General features: G+C 58.3%; 25 protein-coding genes and 1 tRNA gene. 13 read left to right on the top strand and 13 right to left on the bottom strand.

Annotated features, from left to right (window positions below; translation table 11 throughout):
* Positions 1-124: 124 nt before the first annotated feature.
* Positions 125-1,273, bottom strand: coding sequence for a tyrosine-type recombinase/integrase (locus CP97_RS13430; protein WP_048887027.1), 1,149 nt, complete (start codon positions 1,271-1,273; stop codon positions 125-127).
* Positions 1,274-1,439: 166 nt separating this feature from the next.
* A tRNA-Ser gene (locus CP97_RS13425) sits at positions 1,440-1,531 on the bottom strand.
* Between the two features lie 230 nt (positions 1,532-1,761).
* Between CP97_RS13425 and CP97_RS13420 the strand changes: the two genes are divergently transcribed.
* The 4 genes from CP97_RS13420 to CP97_RS16505 all read left to right on the top strand — a co-directional run bounded on the left by CP97_RS13420 (position 1,762) and on the right by CP97_RS16505 (position 4,736).
* Entirely contained in the window at positions 1,762-2,556 is a 795-nt protein-coding gene (locus CP97_RS13420; protein ID WP_048886363.1) for a DUF1134 domain-containing protein, read from the top strand.
* Between the two features lie 104 nt (positions 2,557-2,660).
* Positions 2,661-3,848, top strand: coding sequence for an amino acid aminotransferase (locus CP97_RS13415; protein ID WP_048886362.1), 1,188 nt, complete (start codon positions 2,661-2,663; stop codon positions 3,846-3,848).
* Positions 3,849-3,926: 78 nt separating this feature from the next.
* Positions 3,927-4,175 (top strand): hypothetical protein, encoded by a 249-nt coding sequence (locus tag CP97_RS13410; protein WP_048886361.1) that lies wholly within the window; start codon positions 3,927-3,929, stop codon positions 4,173-4,175.
* Between the two features lie 282 nt (positions 4,176-4,457).
* Complete coding sequence (locus CP97_RS16505) at positions 4,458-4,736, top strand: GNAT family N-acetyltransferase (protein WP_227819606.1); 279 nt, start codon at positions 4,458-4,460, stop codon at positions 4,734-4,736.
* Here the strand turns inward: CP97_RS16505 and CP97_RS13400 are convergent.
* The 6 genes from CP97_RS13400 to CP97_RS13375 are packed head-to-tail and all read right to left on the bottom strand — an operon-like array spanning position 4,733 to position 8,521.
* Positions 4,733-5,353 (bottom strand): riboflavin synthase, encoded by a 621-nt coding sequence (locus CP97_RS13400; RefSeq protein ID WP_048886360.1) that lies wholly within the window; start codon positions 5,351-5,353, stop codon positions 4,733-4,735. The two genes, CP97_RS16505 and CP97_RS13400, sit on opposite strands and share 4 nt — an antisense overlap.
* A 9-nt stretch (positions 5,354-5,362) precedes the next feature.
* Complete coding sequence (ribD, locus tag CP97_RS13395; RefSeq protein WP_418202072.1) at positions 5,363-6,334, bottom strand: bifunctional diaminohydroxyphosphoribosylaminopyrimidine deaminase/5-amino-6-(5-phosphoribosylamino)uracil reductase RibD; 972 nt, start codon at positions 6,332-6,334, stop codon at positions 5,363-5,365.
* Positions 6,321-6,785 carry a hypothetical protein gene (locus CP97_RS13390; protein ID WP_048886359.1) on the bottom strand — a complete coding sequence of 155 codons (465 nt, stop codon included), beginning with the start codon at positions 6,783-6,785 and terminating at the stop codon, positions 6,321-6,323. The genes ribD and CP97_RS13390 overlap by 14 nt, the downstream gene beginning before the upstream one ends.
* Positions 6,786-6,840: 55 nt before the next feature.
* Positions 6,841-7,575, bottom strand: a complete 735-nt coding sequence (locus CP97_RS13385) for a M48 family metallopeptidase (RefSeq protein ID WP_048886358.1) — start codon at positions 7,573-7,575, stop codon at positions 6,841-6,843.
* Positions 7,572-8,015, bottom strand: a complete 444-nt coding sequence (locus tag CP97_RS13380) for a YcgN family cysteine cluster protein (RefSeq protein WP_048886357.1) — start codon at positions 8,013-8,015, stop codon at positions 7,572-7,574. Before CP97_RS13380 ends, CP97_RS13385 begins: the two co-directional genes overlap by 4 nt.
* A complete protein-coding gene (locus CP97_RS13375; protein WP_227819605.1) occupies positions 8,003-8,521 on the bottom strand; it encodes an SCO family protein in 519 nt (172 codons plus the stop codon). The genes CP97_RS13380 and CP97_RS13375 overlap by 13 nt, the downstream gene beginning before the upstream one ends.
* Positions 8,522-8,702: 181 nt before the next feature.
* On the opposite strand from CP97_RS13375, the gene CP97_RS13370 reads away from it, so the two are divergent.
* From CP97_RS13370 to ssb, 5 genes are all read left to right on the top strand, one after another.
* Positions 8,703-9,323: an ankyrin repeat domain-containing protein gene (locus CP97_RS13370; protein WP_048886355.1), complete on the top strand. Its 621-nt coding sequence runs from the start codon at positions 8,703-8,705 to the stop codon at positions 9,321-9,323.
* Entirely contained in the window at positions 9,323-10,009 is a 687-nt protein-coding gene (locus CP97_RS13365; RefSeq protein WP_048886354.1) for a COQ9 family protein, read from the top strand. Before CP97_RS13370 ends, CP97_RS13365 begins: the two co-directional genes overlap by 1 nt.
* Positions 10,010-10,069: 60 nt before the next feature.
* Positions 10,070-10,348 (top strand): FeoA family protein, encoded by a 279-nt coding sequence (locus tag CP97_RS13360; RefSeq protein ID WP_227819604.1) that lies wholly within the window; start codon positions 10,070-10,072, stop codon positions 10,346-10,348.
* Entirely contained in the window at positions 10,345-12,192 is a 1,848-nt protein-coding gene (gene feoB, locus CP97_RS13355; RefSeq protein ID WP_048886353.1) for a ferrous iron transporter B, read from the top strand. The genes CP97_RS13360 and feoB overlap by 4 nt, the downstream gene beginning before the upstream one ends.
* Positions 12,193-12,321: 129 nt before the next feature.
* On the top strand, positions 12,322-12,840 hold the full coding sequence (gene ssb, locus CP97_RS13350; RefSeq protein ID WP_048886352.1) for a single-stranded DNA-binding protein: 519 nt from the start codon (positions 12,322-12,324) through the stop codon (positions 12,838-12,840).
* 125 nt (positions 12,841-12,965) lie between these two features.
* Here ssb and CP97_RS13345 read toward each other — a convergent pair whose 3' ends face one another.
* Entirely contained in the window at positions 12,966-13,490 is a 525-nt protein-coding gene (locus CP97_RS13345) for a YceD family protein (RefSeq protein ID WP_082863831.1), read from the bottom strand.
* Entirely contained in the window at positions 13,487-14,002 is a 516-nt protein-coding gene (locus tag CP97_RS13340) for a ubiquinol-cytochrome C chaperone family protein (RefSeq protein WP_048886351.1), read from the bottom strand. Before CP97_RS13340 ends, CP97_RS13345 begins: the two co-directional genes overlap by 4 nt.
* 168 nt (positions 14,003-14,170) lie before the next feature.
* Here CP97_RS13340 and CP97_RS13335 point away from each other — a divergent pair, with 168 nt between their 5' ends.
* The 4 genes from CP97_RS13335 to hslU all read left to right on the top strand — a co-directional run bounded on the left by CP97_RS13335 (position 14,171) and on the right by hslU (position 16,882).
* The gene (locus CP97_RS13335; RefSeq protein WP_048886350.1) at positions 14,171-14,632 is read left to right on the top strand and encodes an outer membrane protein assembly factor BamE; all 462 of its coding nucleotides are present in this window, start codon (positions 14,171-14,173) and stop codon (positions 14,630-14,632) included.
* Between the two features lie 61 nt (positions 14,633-14,693).
* Positions 14,694-15,254: an ATP-dependent protease subunit HslV gene (hslV, locus tag CP97_RS13330; RefSeq protein WP_048886349.1), complete on the top strand. Its 561-nt coding sequence runs from the start codon at positions 14,694-14,696 to the stop codon at positions 15,252-15,254.
* A gap of 43 nt (positions 15,255-15,297) precedes the next feature.
* Positions 15,298-15,486, top strand: a complete 189-nt coding sequence (locus tag CP97_RS13325; RefSeq protein ID WP_048886348.1) for a hypothetical protein — start codon at positions 15,298-15,300, stop codon at positions 15,484-15,486.
* A gap of 97 nt (positions 15,487-15,583) precedes the next feature.
* On the top strand, positions 15,584-16,882 hold the full coding sequence (gene hslU / locus CP97_RS13320; protein WP_048886347.1) for an ATP-dependent protease ATPase subunit HslU: 1,299 nt from the start codon (positions 15,584-15,586) through the stop codon (positions 16,880-16,882).
* Between the two features lie 20 nt (positions 16,883-16,902).
* Here the strand turns inward: hslU and CP97_RS13315 are convergent, their stop codons facing one another.
* The 3 genes from CP97_RS13315 to CP97_RS13305 all read right to left on the bottom strand — a co-directional run bounded on the left by CP97_RS13315 (position 16,903) and on the right by CP97_RS13305 (position 21,079).
* On the bottom strand, positions 16,903-17,571 hold the full coding sequence (locus CP97_RS13315; RefSeq protein ID WP_048886346.1) for a MarC family protein: 669 nt from the start codon (positions 17,569-17,571) through the stop codon (positions 16,903-16,905).
* Between the two features lie 120 nt (positions 17,572-17,691).
* On the bottom strand, positions 17,692-19,197 hold the full coding sequence (locus tag CP97_RS13310) for a SulP family inorganic anion transporter (RefSeq protein ID WP_048887023.1): 1,506 nt from the start codon (positions 19,195-19,197) through the stop codon (positions 17,692-17,694).
* A gap of 121 nt (positions 19,198-19,318) precedes the next feature.
* Positions 19,319-21,079, bottom strand: a complete 1,761-nt coding sequence (locus CP97_RS13305; RefSeq protein WP_048887022.1) for an ABCB family ABC transporter ATP-binding protein/permease — start codon at positions 21,077-21,079, stop codon at positions 19,319-19,321.
* Positions 21,080-21,095 lie beyond the last annotated feature (16 nt).

Genomic DNA, 21,095 nt, shown 5'->3' with positions numbered 1-21,095 from the left:
CGCAGGTTGCTGGAGCAGCCTGATGGCGCTGGGATCGAGTAAGTGTCAGCTTTTGGGGCAGCGAACCAACAGGCAGAACGGCTGGGATTGGGGCGAATGCCGCCGTGCTTTCGCGAGTGCTTGTTCACCTTTCAACGCAAAAGCCCGACCACTCGCGCATCAGCTCCCGTCGCTTTTCTAAATAGTTGGTCCTTCGGTAGGCCGCTTCCACTTTGTTGCCGGCCGTGTGCGCTAGCGCCGCTTCCGCCACCTCGCCGGGATAGCTGGTCTTCTCGGCGGCCCAGTCGCGGAACGCAGATCGAAAGCCGTGAACGGTGAAGGGCAACTTGGCGTAACGCAGGATCTTGAGCAGCGTCATGTCGGACATCGGGCGCAAGACGTTGCGACCGGGGAAGACCAGATCGCTGCATTCAGCGTAGTAAGGTCTGGCACGTTCGAGCACGTCGATTGTCGCATCAGTCAGCGGTACCACGTGTTCCTTTCCTACCTTCATCCGCTCCGCGGGGACAGTCCAGAGCTTTGCGTCCAGATTGATCTCCGCCCATTTAGCACCCCGCACTTCGCCCGATCGAGAGGCAGTCAGGATCAGGAACTCAAGCGCGTGCCGTGCGACACTCGTTCGCTTGTTCAGATGCTTCAAGAAAGTTGGGACATCCTCATAGGGCATCGCAGCGAAATGGCCGTCCTGCTTGGGCTGTCTTGGCAGGGCACGGCTCAGCGAGCGCATCGGCGCTTCGGTCGCGCGCATTCCGTTTGCATAGGCCCAATCAAGCACAACGCCGATCCGTTGCTTTACGCGGCGAGCAGTCTCCGGCTTTTCCAGCCAGAAATCGAGAAGCACTTCACGGATGAGCGGTCCCTCAATGTCGTTAACGAGTCTGTCGCCAAGCTTCGGGAAGGCATAGGTTTCGAGCGTCTTGATCCACTGATCCTGATGCTTGCCGTTCTTCCAGGTTGCTTTCTGCTCCGTGTGGACCTTCTCTGCGGCGGCCTTGAACGTGAGGATTTCGATTTTCTGGCGCTTGCGCTCTTCGATCGGATCAATGCCTCGCTGAATATCGCGGCGCATGTCGATCGCGAGTTCGCGCGCTTCAGCCAATTTCACCAAGTCTAGCGGCCCTAGGCCGATGTCCCTTCGGCGTCCGTTTATGGTCGCGCGCAGCACCCAATACCCCTTTCTTGGGGCGGTGAGCAGCAGCGATAGTCCATCGCCATCCATGTAGCGGCCCGGTTTAGTGAGAGCTCGAATCTGAGCAGCGGAAAGTTTTCCCATAGCCATCCATCCTGGTTCTCTTCCCACATCTGCTCCCACAATGGTGGGTAGAAAGTGTGGGAAGGGTTAGAACAAAATAAGAACTAGAGATTCCAATGCAAGGCCGAAAAACCGCAGAATTCTGCGGCTTTCAGGGACTTTCTGGGATCTCTTGGGATGGTATAGGTGGCGGAGACGGAGGGATTCGAACCCTCGATACCCCGGTAGAGGTATGGTTCCTTAGCAGGGAACTGGTTTCAGCCACTCACCCACGTCTCCGGACCCGGCGGCAAGATGCGCGCTATAACGAGGGGGGGCGTGCGCTTCAAGAGGCGTTGAGCAGGGAAATTGCCCGACTGGCGGTTGCTCCGCTCAAACGCGCTGTCGCAAGGCGTTCCTTCGCTTCAGCGCAAAACGGATTCGTTTTGCCGCCTATTCATTGCTGCTTCAGCCGCAAAGGATTCTTTTAAGGGCGAACGCGTCTGCCGAACCCAAGGGAAAACCTGGCCATGATTTTGAATTTCGCCCGTAACTTCCGCCTTGCCGCCATATCGCTGGCAGTGCCAGTGCTGGCCTTTGGCGCTGCCCCGGCTTTCGCCCAGATGGAGACTGTCGATCCAGATGTCATCATTGACGGCGATCTGCACGACGAAGCTTCAGGCGAAATCAGTAGTGATCCCAGCAACAGCAGCTATGATTATGATGATCCGGGCGAGCGTTACGAAACGCAGGAGGCGCGCCCGTCAATCGATCTGCCGCCTGAAAACCCCACCTACGATAGCGCAACCGTGGATACCACGCCCGCGGCAGATCAAAGCCCGACCACTTATGGCGAGGATGATCTTATCGGCGCGGCAGAGGGTCTGTTTGGCCAAGGGGCCGAAGGGCTTGCGCGACTAATCCAGGATATTCTTTCCGACCAGGGTGAACCCAATGCCTATATCGTCGGACGCGAAGGTGGCGGCGCGTTCGTAGTGGGAGTCCGCTATGGTTCGGGCACAATGTATCACGCGGTAGAAGGCAATATGCCGGTTTACTGGACCGGGCCATCCATCGGGCTGGATGCAGGCGCGAATGCTGGCAATACCTTTGTGCTGGTCTACAACCTTCATGATACGGATGAGCTTTACGAACGTTATCCGGCAGGTGAAGGACAGGCCTATCTGGTTGGTGGCTTCCACGCCAGCTATGTGCGCAAGGGCGATGTCGTGATGATCCCGATCCGCGTGGGAGCGGGCCTGCGACTGGGCGTCAATGCCGGCTATATGCGGTTCTCGCGCGAACAGCGCTGGCTGCCCTTCTGAGCAGGTCGTTTCGCCAGAAAGCGGGAGCGCTGGCGATTTGCTGACGGATAGATCGCTGCGAAGCCTTGCGATCATCGAGTCGGTGGAGCATTGAGCGGCGCATCATGCTGCAACGACTCGAACAACAATCGCCCGATGCGCTCCTTGCGCTGATCAAGCTTTACAACGCCGATGACCGGCCTTCCAAGATCGACCTTGGCGTTGGCGTCTATCGCACGGCCGATGGGGCGACGCCGGTTTTTGCGGCCATTAAAGGTGCAGAGCGCAGGCTGGTGGATGATCAGCCGAGCAAGGCCTATTTAGGTCCTGAAGGCGACATGGGTTTTGTCACTGCCCTGGTTCCGCATATCTTTGGCGATACGGCCCCTGCCGATGGCAGGCTTGATGGCATGCAGACGCCGGGCGGCACTGGCGCGGTAAGACTGGCACTGGCGCTGGCCAAGAGGGCCGGTGCACGGCGCGTATTGATGGGCACGCCAAGCTGGCCCAACCACGCACAGATCGTTTCCGATCTGGAACTTGAAGTGGTCGGATTTTCGCATGCTGCAGACAATGGCCGCGCCGATATGGCGGCCCTTCGCAGCGCGCTTGGCGATGCGGACGAAAAGGATGTCGTGCTGCTTCATGGTTGCTGCCACAATCCCACCGGCGTTGATTACACCAATGACGAATGGGACGAGATTGCAGGGCTGTTAGCGCAAAGTCCGGTGCTGCCCGTTATCGACCTCGCCTATCAGGGCCTGGGAGACGGCATGGAAGAAGATGCCTATGGCCTGCGCGCCGTGGCAGGCCGCGTGGATGAAGTGCTGGTCGCCTATAGCTGTGACAAGAATTTCGGCCTTTATCGTGATCGCGTCGGCGCATTCTACGTGCTGACCGGCGATCCGGCCGCAACCACGCGCGTTGTATCCAATGCTGCCGCACTGGCGCGGGCAAACTGGTCGATGCCGCCTGATCACGGCGGGGCCGCAGTGCGCGTGGTGCTGGATGACGAAGCATTGACCGCGCAATGGCTGGAAGAACTTGCCGCGATGCGTGGCCGCATTGCGCAGGTGCGTGAGAGGCTTGCTTCCGCAAACCATGCAGGCGCTGTCGATCTTGAGCCATTGGGCCGTCAGAAAGGCATGTTCGCCATGCTGCCCGTGAACAAGGAACAGGTGCAAATGCTGCGTGATGATCATGCGATCTACATGGCGGGATCTGGACGGATCAACGTGGCTGGCCTGACCATGGGCAATATCGATACATTTGTATCGGCTCTGGCCGAAGTGGCCGCCAACACGCCTGCCTGAAGTCATCCACACACTGACAATGGTATAGATTGGCAAAATCCCCTAACCACCTTTCAACTCAGGAAGGAGGTTCATGCGATGAAGAGTCAAAGTGAAGATTATGGAGCAGTGGTCGGCTGGTCTTCCACCACTGTGGGGGACCGCGTTACCCTGCATGTTCAAAGCGTGGCTAAACCACCGCCTTTCAGTAAAGACGATGTAAAGACACAGATTTATCTCATGGATCGCAATCAGGCGATGCAGCTGGCCAATTACCTTTTCGAAATGGGCGATACCACCTCTCCGCGTAGATCCGACCGGAGCTTATTGAAACGGCTGTTTGGCTAGAATGTCGGACAATGGCTTCACAGCACAGCCAGTGCTTCAGGGCCAGATAGTGCATCTGCGCCCGCTTCGGCCCGCGGATTGGGATGGCCTCTTCGCCGTCGCGTCAGACCCGGCAATCTGAGCAATGCATCCGATATCCAATCGCTGGCAGGAACCTGTCTTTCGCGACTTTTTTGTCGAGGCACTGGAGCATGGCAGGGCGCTGGTCGTGAGTGACCGGCGCACAGATGCAATTTCGGGTCCTCGCAATTTCGTAGATTTGATCCTGCCGATGGCGGATCGGTGGAGATAGGTTACACTTTTCTGTCTCGCGCTTGTTGGGGGCGGGGCCACAATCGTGAAATGAAACGCCTCATGGTGGGGCATGCGCTTGAATCCGTCGCCCGCGTGGATTTTCGCGCCGGAGAGGAAAACTGTCGCAGCCGCCGGGCGCTCGAAAAGATCGGGGCACGCCTTGCGCCTTTCCGTTCTGAACGGCTGGAGCATGGTGGCCGCGAAATCGTCCATCTTTATTATGAGCTGTGCCGCGCCGATTATGTGGCGAGCCTTGGCGCCGATTAGTCTGTTTTCAACATTTGCATCCGGTGGAGATATCGCGCCAGCGTATCAATCTCCAGATTGACCTGCCCGCCCTGCCGCAACTCGCCAAGAGTCGTGACTTCTTCCGTATGCGGAATAATATTGAGCGTGAACAGGACCGTGCCATCGGGCTTGTCCTCGATACTATTGACCGTCAACGAAACGCCATCGACCGTGATTGATCCTTTTTCCGCAATATAGGGCGCCAAAGGGGCAGGGGCGGAAATCACAACCTCCATCGAACCGCCTACAGGCTGCCAGTCCACCACCTTGCCGACGCGATCGACATGGCCGGTGACGATATGCCCGCCAATCTCGTCACCCACGCGTAACGATGGCTCAAGGTTTAATCGCGCACCTTCTTCCCACATACCCGTGGCAGTGCGCGAAACGGTCTCGGACGAGACATCGACGGTAAAATGCGCATCCCCCGCCGTGCCGCCGCGGTCGACAACGGTCAGGCAAACGCCCGAACAGGCTATGGAAGCGCCGATGGCAATCTCGGCCGGATCGAAAGGACATTCGATGCGCAGGCGCAGATCGCCATGCTGTTGGGCGTTGGCAATTGTGCCGATAGCTGTAACAATCCCGGTAAACATGGCTGATCCTTAACGCCTGCGATTGAAGATTTCGAGCCTGTCCTGCGCCAACTGACGAGTATCGTCCAGCCTCCAGCGATCATGCGCGCTGGCAAGATCGCCAAGTCCGATATCACCGATGCTTGCCCGGCCGCCGCCGATCAGCATTGGCGCGCGATAGATCAGCAGGCGGTCCACGAGGTCATGAGCGAGAAATGCAGCCGCCGCGCCTGATCCACCTTCGATGAAAAGGTAGCGGACATCATCCAAAGTGGCGATTCCAGCCGGGGAATTTATCGCCGTCCAGCCATCGGGCGCATCCGATCGCGTCAGCACCATCCGCCGGGGCGAACGGAGGGCAAGACCGGGAAGGCGAACGTCGAGGCGCGGATTGTCGGCGCGCAGCGTTTCCCCGCCAATCAATATCGCATCGGCTCGCGCGCGTTCGCGGTGGGCATGCGCGCGCGCTGCTTCGCCGGTGATCCATTGGCTTTCGCCCCCCGCCATCGCGATGCATCCATCAAGCGACATGGCCAGCTTCAGAGTGACATGTGGACGGCCTAGTTGAAGCTGCGCCATGTGCCCTGAAAGGCCAAGTTCTTCGCTGCTGAGGCCCGCTTCGGTTACGATCAACCCCGCTTGCTCAAGAAGATCAAGGCCACTTCCGGCTGTGCGCGGATCGGGATCGCGCATGCCGATGATGACCCGTGCCAGACCAGCCTCCGCCACCAGGTCGGCACAGGCAGGCCCACGGGGGGAGCGATGGGCACAAGGTTCCAGTGTTACATAAAGCGCAGCGCCGCGCGCTGCCTCTCCTGCCTGCTGCAATGCCATGGCCTCTGCATGTGGGCGTCCGCCTTCCTGCGTCCAGCCGCGACCGATGACCACGCCATCTGCAAGTATTATCGCGCCAACACCAGGGTTGGGGGAGGCCAATGGCCGCGCCCGTTCTGCTAGAGCAGCCGCTGCTGCCAGGCATCGTGCATCATCAGCTTGCGCCACGTGCGCAATATTCCGTTAGCGTAAGTGCGAGCTCTTCTTCTGTCGGGCCGTCCGCGCTTTCATCCGTTGCAGCGCGCTCTGCCTCCGCTTGGGCTTCCATTTCATCCACGTCGACAAAGGTTGCGCGGCCAAGTGTACGATACATTTCACGGCGCAATTCCTCGCGCTCCTCGAGCCGGGCCTGTAATTCGTTCTGCAATTCCTGATTGGCGCAATTGGCGGCGATGATCTGTGCTTCTGTGCGGTTTTCATCGAAGGTCGAGATGAAAATAAGATCGGGGCGAGGCGGGACTACATGCTCCCCTTCCGGGATCAACAGCATAAACAGCGCAAAGGTTGCCGCGCAGGCGACGCCAAGAATCTGCCACCGATGCGGCGTGGGTTGCCGCCATTGATCGGTAAAATCGTTAACCGCTCGCTTGGGCGAGATACGTCGCAGGAAAGCCTTCATGTCCCGACAGATAGGCTCGGCGCGGGCAATCCGCCAGTGCTTGCGCGCGCTTGCTTCACCCGAAGGCGGCGTAAAGTGAGCGGCCCTGCGTCTTGAGCCACGCATCGGCCCGGGCAATTTCGTCCTCGAACAGGCGGGACAACAAGTGGTGAAAGGCGGGAGAATGATCGAAATGGACCAGATGCGCGACTTCATGCGCCACGACAGAGCGGCGCACATGATCGGGCGCCATCACCAAACGCCAGTTGATCCTGATTCGGCGGCCTGTCTTGCCATCCCCTGAACACGATCCCCAGCGCCGCTGTGCGCGGGACAGGCGCAATTCGGGCATGTCCAGGCCTGCCCGATCGCAATAAAATGCAAGATCGTCATCCAATAGCAGTATCGCTTCGGCTTCCAGCCAGCGTTGCAGCCGGGCGGAAAGTCTCTCACGCGGTCCACCAATATACAGCTGGCCGTCTTCCTTGCGCACCTTGCGTGCGTCACCATCATGCCAGTGGATTGTCAGATTTTCCCCGCGAAAAGGGATTGAGGCGCCATCGGTTACAAGGATGCTTTCGGGCAACTTGCCAAGCTGCCGTTCGATCCATTCGATTCGCGCATTGGCAAAGGCGATGGCATCGATGGTGCGGCCCCATTTAGGCATGGTGATGCGTAATTCGCTGCCATCCGGGGCAAGTCGCATGGTCAGCCTTCGCGCACGGGGATGGCGGCGAATGGCGATAGGCAATGTGCATCCGGCTACATCTATGCTTGGATCGCGGTGATCGTCGCGCAGCCAATCGATCACGGCGTATCCCAATCGGCAAGATGGTGTTCAAGCGGCCCCGCGACCGTTTCACTGATGCACCTTCCCGCGACACATGCACCCGCCTCAACCATAGCATCGCGGCTGCCGGTGCGCAGATAATGCCAGTCCGGCAGCGGCTTTCCTTCGGCGCGGCGGCGATAGGCGCAGCTGGCGGGAAGCCACGGCACTTCTTTTACCAGGCGCGGTGTCAGGCGCAGGCAATCAGGTACGAAAGCCTTGCGGTGGCGATAATCGCGGCATTGCGCAGTGCCGGTATCCAGCAGTTTGCACGCGACATTGGTTTCCACGATTTCGCCAGTGTCATCATCTTCCAGCTTGTGCAGGCAACAGCGCCCGCAACCATCGCACAATGCCTCCCATTCCGGGCGGGTCAGCGCATCAAGCTCCAGTTCCCAGAAGCGGTCCCTCAACGCACCCATGTTTCCAGTTCCGTTGCAACGACCTGCGCCGAATCCTCGACGGATAGCAGCGCCATGGGCTGTCCTTCGCGATCAACCAGATAACCCGACCGTGAATGATCCATCAGATAGCCGCCTTCCGAATTCTCCTCCAGCTTCTCATAATAGGCGAAATAATTGGCGGCCGCCGCCTCGATAGCCTCAGCCGAGCCGGTCAGGCCAATGAGATCTTCGGAAAAATTGGCAGTGAATTCGGCCACGACGTCGGGCGTGTCGCGATCTGGGTCTACGGTGATGAAAATCGGCTGGATCTGACCGGCAAGATCGGGATGTTCCGCCGTAAACAGATTGTAACCCTGCATCATGCGCTGCACATCAAAGGGGCATACATCAGGGCAATAGGCATAGCCGAAATATATCATCTGATATTTTCCGGCAAAATCGCTGTCAAGGACTTGCTTGCCTTGTGTATCCACTAGGTCGAATCCGCCGACCACAGCTGAATCATACAGGGGGGGCGCAGGCATGGGGTTATCAGAGGGGGCATTTCCGCACGCGGCTAGGAGAAGCGGTGCAAAAAGACTGGCGAACAGCTTGAAATTGGCAGACATGACGAAACGTTCATGCTCTGCTAACGCCATGTAAGCAAGGTGCGCAGACAAACTCGCAGGGGCTTTTGCGCCAAAATCTACAGAACAGGAGAATGGGGTGGCCCTCGTCGCTTTTCGCAATATCATCATGGCCATTGTCGGTTGCACATTGGTTTTTTCCGCTCCCGCTGCAGCGCAGGGATATTCCGAAGGCTACCAGTTTCTTGAAGCGGTGAAGGAGCGCAAAGGCACTGAGGCGACCGATTTGCTGAGAGAGCCCGGCTCCACTGTGGTCAACTCGCGCGATATCACCAGTGGGGAGACCGGACTTCACATCGTCATCGCCCGTCGCGACGTTACATGGACACGCTGGTTGCTGCAGGAAGGTGCCAATCCTAACATTGCCGACAATCGCGGGCGCACGCCGCTGATCATCGCGACGGAAATCGGCTTTGGCGAAGGGGCTGAGGCATTGCTCAGTCACGGCGCGCAAGTCGATATTGCCAATCAGACAGGGGAAACTCCGCTGATCTCGGCTGTCCATGCGCGCAATATCGAGCTGATTGAAATCCTTCTGGCCGGCGGCGCCAATCCTGACCGCACGGATAACACCGGGCGCAGCGCGCGCGATTACGCGCGGCAACCGGGCGCTCCGCCCCGCATCATGACTGCCATCAACGCCAATGAACAAGGCAATGACAGCAATAATGGTGGCCGGCTTTACGGCCCTGAGTTCTGATGGCTGAAACTGGTGCAGCTATAGCGGATCTGACGCTTGATGAGTTGCGCATTGCGCTCGCCCCGCAGATTGCGCTGTCGGCCATGTTTGATGGCTGGAGCGAAGCGGCACTGGAAGCTGCAGCGCAGACCCTTGGTGCTGATTTTGCAGTGGCGAAGCTCGCCTTTCCCGCAAAGGGTTTGCAAGGCCGCGCTATAGGCATGATTGATGCATGGGTGGCATCTGTCGATGCGCGGATGGAAGCTGAATTTGCCGACGGGCGACTGGGCAATTTGCCAATCCGACAGCGTATTGCCACGCTGGTCTGGTTCCGCCTTGAAGCTATCGCCGGTCTGGAAGAATCGCTGTCTCGGGCGATGGCAATTCAGGCGATGCCGATGAACGTCCCCGCTGCGCTGCGGCAGGGCTGGTCAAGCGCGGATAAAATGTGGCGGCTGGCTGGTGATATTTCCACTGACTACAATCACTACTCCAAGCGTGCGATCCTTGCGTCAATTTATGGGGCAACTCTGGCGATCTGGAAAAACGATGACAGCGACGACAAGGTAGAGACTCGCGCATTTCTGGATCGGCGCATCGAAGGCGTGATGAAGTTCGAAAAGGCCAAGGCGCAATTGCTAGGCCGCGAGCGTGAGCATTTTAGTGTCGCGCGTTTCCTTGGCCGGTTGCGCTACCCGCAGAATTAATCGCTACTCACTATTGCGAAGCGATTGCAAAAAGCCAGCAGCTCTGGCACGAGCCCTTGTGTGATACACCACCCCTCTTCCGATATTTCGACAGATACTGACACGCTTGATAATCTTGCGCCACTTGTGCGTGCAGAAATACTCTCCGTCGATTGGAGCGTGCTTGCGCCCGATGAGGGAAAGCGGCTGCGGGCGCTGGGCCTTGATGAAGGATCACGTGTGGCGATTGCCCATCGCGGGGTGTTTTTTGGCAAGGACCCGATTGCGCTGGTTATCGGGCGGACTGTCGTAGCGATTCGCCGCGGCCATGCCAAAGCGATGAGGGTGCGTATCATATGACTCTGATGCGCACTGCTGCACTGGTCGGCAACCCCAATGCGGGCAAAAGCGCGCTGTTCAACGCGCTGACCGGCGCGCGACAGAAAATAGCCAATTATCCCGGCGTGACAGTAGAACGAAAAAGCGGCCGCATGGCATTGTCGAGTGGAGAGCCGATTGAGCTGATCGACTTGCCCGGCTCCTATTCGCTTGATGCTGCCAGCCCGGATGAAGTAGTGACCCGGCAGGTCGTGCTGGGCGAATTTCCCGGCGAAGCGACGCCGGAAATGCTTGTGGTGGTGATTGATGCCGCCAATCTTCAGCAGCATCTGGTTTTTGCGCAGGAAGTCATAGCATTGGGTCGCCCGACGGTGGTTGCGCTCAATATGATCGATCTTGCTGAACGTGACGGTCTGGCTATCGACCCGGAGGCGCTGGCTGCATCACTGGGCGTTCCGGTGGTCTCCACCGTGGCAGTGCGCAAGCGCGGACTGGAAGCGCTGATAGAAGCGATGTCGGGCGCGCATGACCAAGATCTGTCGGCGCGACATGAAGTCAGCGCACTAACACTGCCGGAGCGGCGGCTGTCAGCGCGCAATATCGCCAAGGGCGCGATCCTTTCTGAAAGTCCCGAACACCGTCTGCACACGCATCTCGACAAGATATTGCTGCACCGGTGGTTTGGCCCGCCGATTCTGTTTGCACTGCTCTTCGTCATCTTTCAGGCAGTATTCGCCTGGGCCACGCCTTTTGCAGATGCGCTGGACGCTGGCATTGGTGTGCTAATCGGGCTGGCACAATCCGCGCTGCCCGAGGGCATAATTCGTGATTTCCTGACAGAAGGCGTGCTGACAGGTGTCGGCAGCGTGGTGGTTTTCCTGCCGCAGATCGTCATCCTGTTCGCCTTTATCCTCGCGATGGAGCAATCTGGCTATATGGCTCGCGCGGCCTTCATCATGGATAGAATGATGGCGGCCGTGGGCCTGTCCGGTCGTAGTTTCATTCCGCTTCTGTCCAGTTTTGCCTGCGCCATTCCCGGTATCATGGCGACCCGCGCGATCGCTGATCCGAAAGATCGGCTGACGACGATCCTCATCGCTCCCATGATGACCTGTTCGGCGCGGTTGCCAGTCTATGCTGTGATCATTGCAGCATTTATACCGTCGACCACTGTAGGGCCGGGAATCGGGCTGCAGGGGCTGGTGCTGTTCGCGCTGTATGTTTCGGGCATTATCGGCGCGATGCTGGTCGCACTGGTGCTTCGGCGCACCGTTACCAAGGGCGGCGAAAGCGGGTTCATCATGGAATTGCCGCGCTATCAGATGCCGCCGCTGCGCGATCTTGCCATCGGCCTGTGGCAACGCGCATGGGTCTTTTTGCGCCGCGCTGGCACGATCATCTTTGCTGCCACGATCGCCCTGTGGGTGTTATTGAGCTTTCCCAAGGCTGAAGCGGGGGAAAGTCAGCTTGATGCAAGTATTGCCGGCCATGTTGCCGACGGTCTGCATACGGTAATGGCGCCCATCGGGTTTAACCGCGAAATCAGCCTTGCGCTGATCCCAGCAATGGCTGCGCGCGAAGTCGCCGTGTCCGCGCTCGCTACCACCTATGCCGTTGATTCCGATGATGAAGAGGAAGAGGCGAACCGCCTGATCCCGCGCCTGCAGGCAGGCTGGACCTTGCCAACGGCGCTCGCATTCCTCGCATGGTTCGTCTTTGCACCCCAATGCCTTTCCACCATCGCAGTTGCCCGCCGGGAGACGAATGGCTGGAAATGGCCCGCCTTCATGTTGGCCTATCTGTTTGGCCTGGCTTATCTGTTCGCAGGGATAACCTATTGGAGCGCGGTGGCTCTGGGCTTGTAGAAGCTGGGCGTTGCGACAGCTTTTCGCACGCATCAGCATTGCCATTGTGGACAGCCATGGGGCGAAGGGGTGGCGACTCGCCCGACCCTTCGATAAGCCCGATAGAAATCGCTAGAGGGAAATTGAGAAATGGCCGGCAGCCTCAATAAAGTCATGCTTATCGGAAACCTGGGTGCCGATCCGGAAATCCGCAGCTTTCAAAACGGCGGCAAGGTGGCAAATTTGCGCATCGCCACCAGTGAAACATGGAAGGATCGTGACGGGCAGCGGCAGGAACGCACCGAATGGCACACGGTCGCCATCTTCTCCGAAGGTCTGGTCAACGTGGTCGAAAACTACCTGAAGAAGGGCGCAAAGGTATTTATCGAGGGTCAACTGCAGACGCGCAAATGGCAGGATCAGCAGGGGCAGGATCGCTACTCAACTGAAATCGTCCTGCGCGGCTTCAACGGCACTCTGACAATGTTGGACGGTCGCAGCGATAGCGGTGGCGGTGGCGGCCAGCGTGGCGGTTATGGCGGCGGCGGAGGCCAGTCTTCAGGTGGCTGGGACCAAGGCGGCGGATCGTCGGGCGGTTCGGGCGGCGCATCAGGCGGTGCGGGCGGCGGCTCCAACTATGACGATCTGGATGATGACATTCCGTTCTGACCACCTTTGGTCAATGGCGATGCTCTCTGGCATTGCGCGAATGGATTTTGCAGCATTCGATCAGACGAGCGTTTCCGGTGAAGGAAGCGCTCGTTTTCGCGTCGATGGCGTTTCGGGCAAGCGGGTTATTCCTTTAGTAACCCCTTGAGCGCCTCTGCCAGCGGGCCGCTCGAATCCTGTTCCAGCAGCCCCTGTTCGCGTCTGAAAGCATCGGCGTCCGGCCCTTCTGCATAAGGATTAATCGTCAGCGCAAGGCTTTGCGCGACAGCTTCGCCCAGATCGATGCTGCTGCCGCTATAGCCAATCTCGTCCAGATCCTCGGCCTCCAGCTCTATCTCGGTATCGGGTTCACTGACTTCCAGCGTTTCCGCCGGGACGAAGTGGAGGGCGATATCTTCGTGGAATTCGCCGGGTAGATCATTGCCCGATACTGCGCAGCTTTGCACAATCTTGGCATGCATCTTGCCTTTTGCACTGATCCTGTCGCCTTCTGCTTCTATAGTCAGTTCAGCTTCCAGCCTACCTATGGATACAAGGCTGAAACGGCGGGCAAGTGCTTCTCGTTCTGCCTCCTCGGCTTCAATGTGAACAGGGCGAACCGTTATTCCGCGCAGGTCGAACGGGCGGGAGAACTCAATCGCGTCACTCACGGGCGCAACGTCCCGGCAAGAAGCGCATCATCGCTCACCTCGGCAAGATCTGTGTTCAGCGCACGCGCGCGAGCGGCGAGCGCGAGCGGTGGGGAATCTTCATCCGTCAGCCGCATATTGCGCGCCAGCACTTCAGCCAGTTCGGCATCTTCGGGATTGGCCAGGGCGCTACGCAAACTGCCCAACCGTCCGCCCAGCGCGCTCATCAACTTGCCCATATTCTTGCCCACCCTGAGATCGCCCACACCCGAATCGCGCAATTGGCGATCCATGTCGGCAATGAACAACTCTGTCAGCTGTCCGGTCTTGGGGCCGAGCCTTTCGCTTTGTTCCATGCGTAGAAGTACCAGCGATAGGACCAGCGAAATCATATCGAAGCGGCCATCGAGCGTATCCTCCACAAGACAATCCAGATACCAGTCCTCCTCCCGGCTGGTAGCGACAGTGGAGTGCCAAAGCGGGCGTAATTCGGTGTGTTCGCGCCTGCGCAGAAGGCGTTTGAAAATCGACATGGCAGCCCCTTGTTAATGGCAAGTTCAATGGATCACCCACAGCAACGCGTTGCACCTGCGTGCAGGCTACCCTAAGGCTTGCCGCTGATATAGGGTCAGCCTGCGCCGAGGCAATCGCGCAAGGGCATGTCCCGGTGGTTTCATGTGAATTTCGAAGGGTTCCTAACTATGGTTTCGATCGTGCGGATAGCGGCGCTGGCAGGGCTGGGCATTTCGCTCACCGGGGCGATGGCGGGTTGTTCGTCGATCACCAATCACCGCGGATATATTCTGGATGAAACACTGGTCGCTTCGGTACAGCCGGGACTGGACAATCAGCAATCGGTTCGCGGCACACTTGGCCAGCCCACCATGGTCAGCCAGTTCGGCGATCCGGTGTGGTATTATGTCACCAGCCGGACTCAACAGGCTCCTTTCCGTCAGCCGCGCATTGATCAACACAATGTGATTGCCGTGCATTTCGATGCTGCGGGCAATGTCAGCTCTACTACCCGCAGTGGAATAGACCAGGTAGCGCGGATTGATCCTGAGAGTGATGCGACGCCTACGCTGGGCCGCGAACGCGGCTTCCTGGAAGACCTGTTTGGCAATATCGGCACGGTCGGTACGGGCGCGCCCACGGGTCCCTGATGAAAGGGCGGATGCATAGCTTCGCTTGAAGCGGGCGTGCGTCTTGCCCATATCGGCCAGCATGACAGATGACAGGGCAAGCCACGGCCTTATCCAGTGGCACGGCACGACAATCATCGGCGTCAAACGCGACGGCAAGACCGTTATCGCGGGCGATGGTCAGGTTTCCATGGGCAATACGGTCATGAAGCCCAATGCGCGCAAGGTTCGCCGCATCGGGGAAGATGGCAAGGTGGTGGCCGGGTTCGCCGGGGCGACCGCAGATGCCTTCACCCTGTTTGAACGGCTGGAACGCAAGTTGGAGCAATATAGCGGGCAATTGCTGCGCGCGGCGGTGGAACTGGCCAAGGACTGGCGCACCGACAAATATCTTCGCAATCTTGAAGCCTTGATGATCGTAGCCGATGCAGAAGTGATGCTGGTGTTGACGGGCAATGGCGATGTGCTGGAACCGGAAGCGGGAATTGCGGCCATCGGTTCAGGCGGCAATTACGCGCTTGCGGCCGCCCGCGCGATTGCGGATTATGAAAGCGATGCGGAAGTCATCGCGACAAACGCAATGAAAGTGGCCGCCGATATCTGTGTTTTCACCAATGGTAATGTAACGCTCGAAACAGTCTGAAGCCACTCGCGCTGGACCTTGCAGCCGGATCGCTCATGCGTGGATGTGGGTATTTGCGAAAGCCCATTATGTCGGCTGCGCGTGGGCCTATTTGCTCAGCGCCTTCGCGGGGACTGCTGCGTTGAGCTGGCTGTTCTTTGCCCATGTTGAAAGGGCGATGACCCGCTGGCTGAATATATGGCTGGGTGTGACGCATCATGGCGACATCTTGTCACAGCAATCGGGTGTCTGAGCTGCTTTCGGGGCTTGAACCAGTGGCCAGGCTCGCCAAATGATTGGGCACACGCACAATCGACCCATCCGGCCCTTTGACCGAATAGAAAGCGTTCATGGATCATCTTACCCCCAAGGCGATTGTCGCCGCACTCGACGAACACATTATTGGCCAGAAAGAAGCGAAGCGCGCCGTGGCCGTGGCCCTGCGCAATCGTTGGAGGCGCCAGCGTCTCGCATCTGATTTGCGCGATGAGGTAACGCCCAAGAACATTCTCATGATAGGCCCGACCGGCTGCGGCAAGACGGAAATCAGCCGCCGCCTGGCCAAGTTGGCCGAGGCACCTTTCGTCAAGGTGGAAGCCACGAAATTTACCGAGGTCGGTTATGTTGGGCGCGATGTCGAACAGATTGCCCGTGATCTGGTGGAAGAGGCAATCCGGCTGGAGAAGGACCGCCGCCGCGATGTAGTGCGCGAAGCGGCCAGCGAAGCGGCGATGGAACGCCTGCTTGATGCGCTGGTCGGCCAGAACGCCAGTGAGGCAACGCGCCAGAGCTTTCGCCAGCGGATTACCGAAGATTCCATGAATGATACCGAGGTGGAAATCGAAGTGGCCGAGCAATCGGGCATGCAGATGGATATCCCCGGCATGGGCGGCGGCGCGACCATGATCAATCTTTCCGAGATGATGGGCAAGGCCTTCGGCGGCCCGCCCAAGAAGCGACAGAAACTCAAGGTCCCCGATGCCTGGGACAAGCTAGTGGACGAAGAAGCCGAAAGGCGGATGGACCAGGACGATGTCGCCCGCGTGGCACTCGCCAATGCAGAGACCAATGGTATCGTCTTTCTGGACGAAGTGGACAAGATCGCGGTTAGTGATGGGCGCGGCGCCTCCGTCAGCCGCGAAGGCGTGCAGCGGGACCTTCTGCCATTGATTGAAGGCACCACGGTTGCCACAAAATATGGTCCGATGAAAACGGACCATGTGCTCTTCATCGCCAGCGGTGCATTTCACGTGGCCAAGCCATCCGACATGCTGCCCGAATTGCAGGGCCGTCTGCCGATCCGTGTTGAGCTGCGCTCGCTGACAGAGGAGGATTTTGTCCGCATCCTGTCCGAAACGAAGGCCAATCTGGTCACTCAATATCGTGAGCTATTGGGCACTGAACAGCTGACCATAGACATGACAGGCGATGCCGTGACCGAAGTTGCCCGGATCGCGGCACAGGTGAACGAAAGCGTCGAGAATATCGGCGCGCGCCGCCTGCAAACAGTGATGGAAAAACTGTTCGAGGAACTCAGCTTTGAAGCTGAAGATCGCAAGGGTGAATGCGTGAGCGTTGATGCAGCCTATGTGCGTGAACGGCTGGGTGAATTGGCAGGTGACGCCGACCTGTCGAAATATATCTTGTAGACAGCCGCTGGGTCTTCGTTTCAGGACACCAGTGTGCCGGGGCTGGCTGATGGTGTCAGTTCCAATATGCCCAGCGCATCAAAGCCGCCGAAGATTGCATCAATCGCTATCGTGGCAAGGATGATACCCATGATGCGCGAAATGACAGAGGTGCCTGTATCGCCGATGACACGGTGAATGAGGCTGGCTGCAAGCAGCAGCAGCAGCGTAATTGCGAGCACGACGAGAAGCAGCCCTGCGGTGACCGCCTGCTCGCTCCATGAATTTGAGCTGTTTTCTGTCAGGATGACGAGGGCGAGCATGGCACCGGGCGAGGCGATTGACGGCATTGCCAGCGGAAAGACCGCTTGCGACAGATGCTCGTCATCCTCGTCCTTCCGGGCCTCTGCGATTTCAATCTGCGCCTTGGATTCTCCGAAGATCATCGTCATCGCGAAGAGAAAGAGAATGATACCCCCGGCAATCTGAAAAGAGCCGAGCCGAAGGCCCAATGCCTCCAGAAGTATCTGCCCACCGACCAGAAACACCAGCAATACAGCGGCGGCAATAAGCACTGCGCGCAGGGCGAAAAGCTTGTGCAGGTGAGGGGGAACGCGCGAAACCGCATAGAGGAAAACCGGGATCGTGCCGAACGGATCCACAACCACGAAAAGGGTAACGAATTCGCGGCTTAGTGAGGTCCAGTCCATCAGACGAACCTAGAGATTTTCGCTAGAATTGCGACCGCTAATGCGCGGCGTTCGAGCCTATCATTGCGGTTTGAGCTTGTGCGAGAGGGCATTCCGGCAGTGTCCAAACTCGCGCCTTTCTCAGGGATGCGGCGCCAGTCCGATTTCGACACCCGTTTTGTCGGTAAGTGCAAATTTGTCGACCAGATCGGCGCTCGCTTCATTCAGCCCGACGACCTGGACGCTCCGACCGTTCATGCGCATGCGTTCGACAACCTTGTCCAACACGCCAACGCCTGAAATATCCCAGAAATGCGCGCCGGACACGTCAATCACTACATGGTCTGCCGGGTCTGGGCGTTCACTTTCACGACCGAAGGCTTGCGACAGGCGGTCCACACTGGCGAAGAAAATCTGCCCGGTGATGGTGTAGGTCGCGACGTTTTCATCCCGGACGCGTGTGACGCCAAACATGCTTCGAACCTTGCCGGTGAAGAAGATGCCGCTGAGCAGAACGCCAATCAGGACGCCCAGGGCAAGATTGTGGGTCGCCACGACGACGACGACCGTCGAGACCATCACGACGCTGCTTTGCCACGGGTGGTATTTGAGATTGGGGATCGAATTCCAGCTGAACGTGCCGATGCTCACCATAATCATCACTGCTACCAGTGCTGCCATGGGGATCTGGCCCACGATCGGGCCAAGCGCGGCAAGTAGCACCAGTAAGGTGACACCTGCTGTAAATGTCGACAGGCGCCCACGACCGCCGCTGGTCACGTTGATGACTGACTGGCCGATCATCGCGCAGCCGCCCATTCCGCCGAAAAACGCTGCAACAACATTGGCAATACCCTGGCCACCGCTTTCGCGTTGCTTGTTGGAATCAGTGTGCGTCATATCGTCCACGATCTGTGCGGTCAGCAAACTCTCCAGCAGGCCGACCGCCGCCATCGTAGCGGAATATGGGGCGATGATGCGCAGTGTTTCCCAGGTCAGCGGCACATCGGGAATGATGAAATAGGGCAGGCCTTCGGGCAGTTCACCCATATCGCTGACTGTGTTGACTTCGAAACCCAGACTGATGGACAGCGCGCCAAGCACAATGATCGCAATCAACGGGCTGGGCACTGCGGTCGTCAAGCGGGGCAGCAGGTAGATGATGGCCAGGCCGCCGATCACCATCGCATAGGTGATCCAGTTGACGCCTTCATTGGTCCAGTCAAGTTGCGGCAGCTGCGCCATGAAGATGAGAATCGCCAAAGCGTTGACGAATCCGGTAATCACCGATCGCGACACGAATTGCATCAGCAGATCGAGCCGCAGGACAGCCGCAATCAGCTGGATGATACCCATCAATATCGTCGCTGCAAAGAGATACTCCACCCCGTAATCGCGCACCAGTGGGATAACAACTACGGCCACGGCGGCAGTCGCGGCGGAGATCATTCCGGGTCGGCCACCTGTAAAAGCGATGACCATCGCGATACAGATGGAAGCGTAAAGGCCCACACGTGGATCAACACCGGCGATGATGGAAAAACCGATGGCTTCGGGAATCAGGGCCAGCGCCACCACGATACCGGCTAGGATTTCGGCACGCGGATTGGTGAGCCAGTCGCGTTTCAACGCGGCTGTGTCGATCATGGTCATGTCCAGTTGTTGTGCGCGAGCCGCCGGGGCAGCACGGGAATGGGTCTCGATTGCTGCTTTACATGCTGCACTGCACAAATCAAGTTACTGCCCGATGGTTGAATCATACCGGTTCTTATTCAGCAGCTACAGTCTCGTCTTCCTCATTTTGCTGGCGATTCCACATTTCCGCATAAAGTCCATTGAGCCGCAGCAATTGTGTGTGTTTGCCCTGTTCGACGATGCGTCCGGCATCCATCACATTGATTATATCGGCATCGGCAATGGTTGAAAGCCGATGCGCAATGGCGATGGTCGTGCGGTTCGCGCTTACCCGTTTCAACGTTGCAAGAATGTCCTGCTCTGTGCGTGAATCCAGCGCGCTTGTTGCCTCGTCAAGCAACAGGATTGGCGGATCCTTCAGTAGCGTCCTGGCTATGGCCACGCGCTGCTTTTCACCACCTGAAAGCTTGAGGCCGCGCTCGCCTACCTGCGTTCCGAATTTTTGCGGCATTGCCTCGATAAAGGGCAGGATTGCAGCATCTCTCGCCGCCAATCTCACGTCATCCGGGGCAGGCTCATCGCGGCCATAAGCGATGTTGTAGCCGATGGTTTCGTTGAAAAGGACGCTATCCTGCGGAACAATGCCGATCATCGCGCGCAAGGATTGTTGCGTTACCTTGGCAATATCCTGACCGTCCACGCAAATGCGCCCTTCCCACGGATCATAGAAACGGAATAGCAGCCTCCCAATGGTGGATTTGCCCGCACCCGAAGGCCCCACAAGCGCCACGCTGGCCCCCGCAGGCGCTTCAAAGCTGAGACCGTGGAGGATGCGGCGGTCCTTTTCGTAACCAAAGCTGACATCTTCGAAAGTCACCGTAGGGCGACGGACTATGAGAGCCGGTGCGCCCGGTGCGTCCTCCACTTCCATCGTCGTATCGAGCAGGCGAAACATGTCTGCCATGTCTATGAGGCCCTGCCGGATAGAGCGATAAACCCAGCCCAGCATGTCTAGCGGCCGAAAAAGTTGCATCAGATAGGTGTTCACCAGCACCAGATCGCCGGGGGTGAATTTCCCCGTGGACCAACCCCATATCGTCCATGCCATCGCCGCGCCCAGCATCAGGTTGAGAATGCTGGCCTGCACAATGTTAAGCAGGCCGAGCGAATTCTCGGTCTTGATCGCGGCTTCGGCATAGGAAGTGGCGGAATTGGAATACCGGCTCTGCTCGCGCGCCTCTGCTCCGAAATATTTGACTGTTTCGTAATTTAACAGGCTGTCGACCGCGCGGCCCATGGCCTGCCCATCAAGATCATTCATCTCCTTGCGTAATTTTACGCGCCACTCGGTAATGGTCTGGGTGATCCAGATAAATGCGACCACGGTAACAGCGGTGGCGGCGACCAGCTCCCAACCGAACAATGTCCAGAAGATGATCGATACCACAACCAGCTCGATTGCAGTTGGAGCTATGTTGAACAGCAGGAAATAGAGCATCGAGCTGATTGACTTTGTGCCACGCTCGACCACGCGGGTCAGTTCGCCTGTGCGTCGTGACAGGTGAAAGCGTAGGGATAAGCGATGGAGGCGCGCAAAGACATCCCGCGTTAGCCCCAACACCGCATCCTGGCCCACGCGATTGAAGGTGATGTTGCGCAACTGGTCGAACAGAACAGTGCCAAATCGCCCCGCAGCATAGGCAATGACCAACGCCATTGCGACCCACACTGCCGGATCGCCATCGGCCGACATCGTGTCCACCGCGCCGGCATAGGCAAAGGGAAGGGCGAGCGTAACTGATTTGGCCAGCAGCACGAACACTCCGGCCCCGACGATACGGCGTTTGAGTTCCGGACGGCCGGCAGGCCATAGATAGGGCAAGAAGCGACGCATGGTCGCCCAATCGGCG

It is taken from the genome of Aurantiacibacter atlanticus (assembly GCF_001077815.2).
Taxonomy (GTDB): domain Bacteria; phylum Pseudomonadota; class Alphaproteobacteria; order Sphingomonadales; family Sphingomonadaceae; genus Alteraurantiacibacter; species Alteraurantiacibacter atlanticus.
This window is presented reverse-complemented; position numbering and strand designations above follow the sequence as displayed.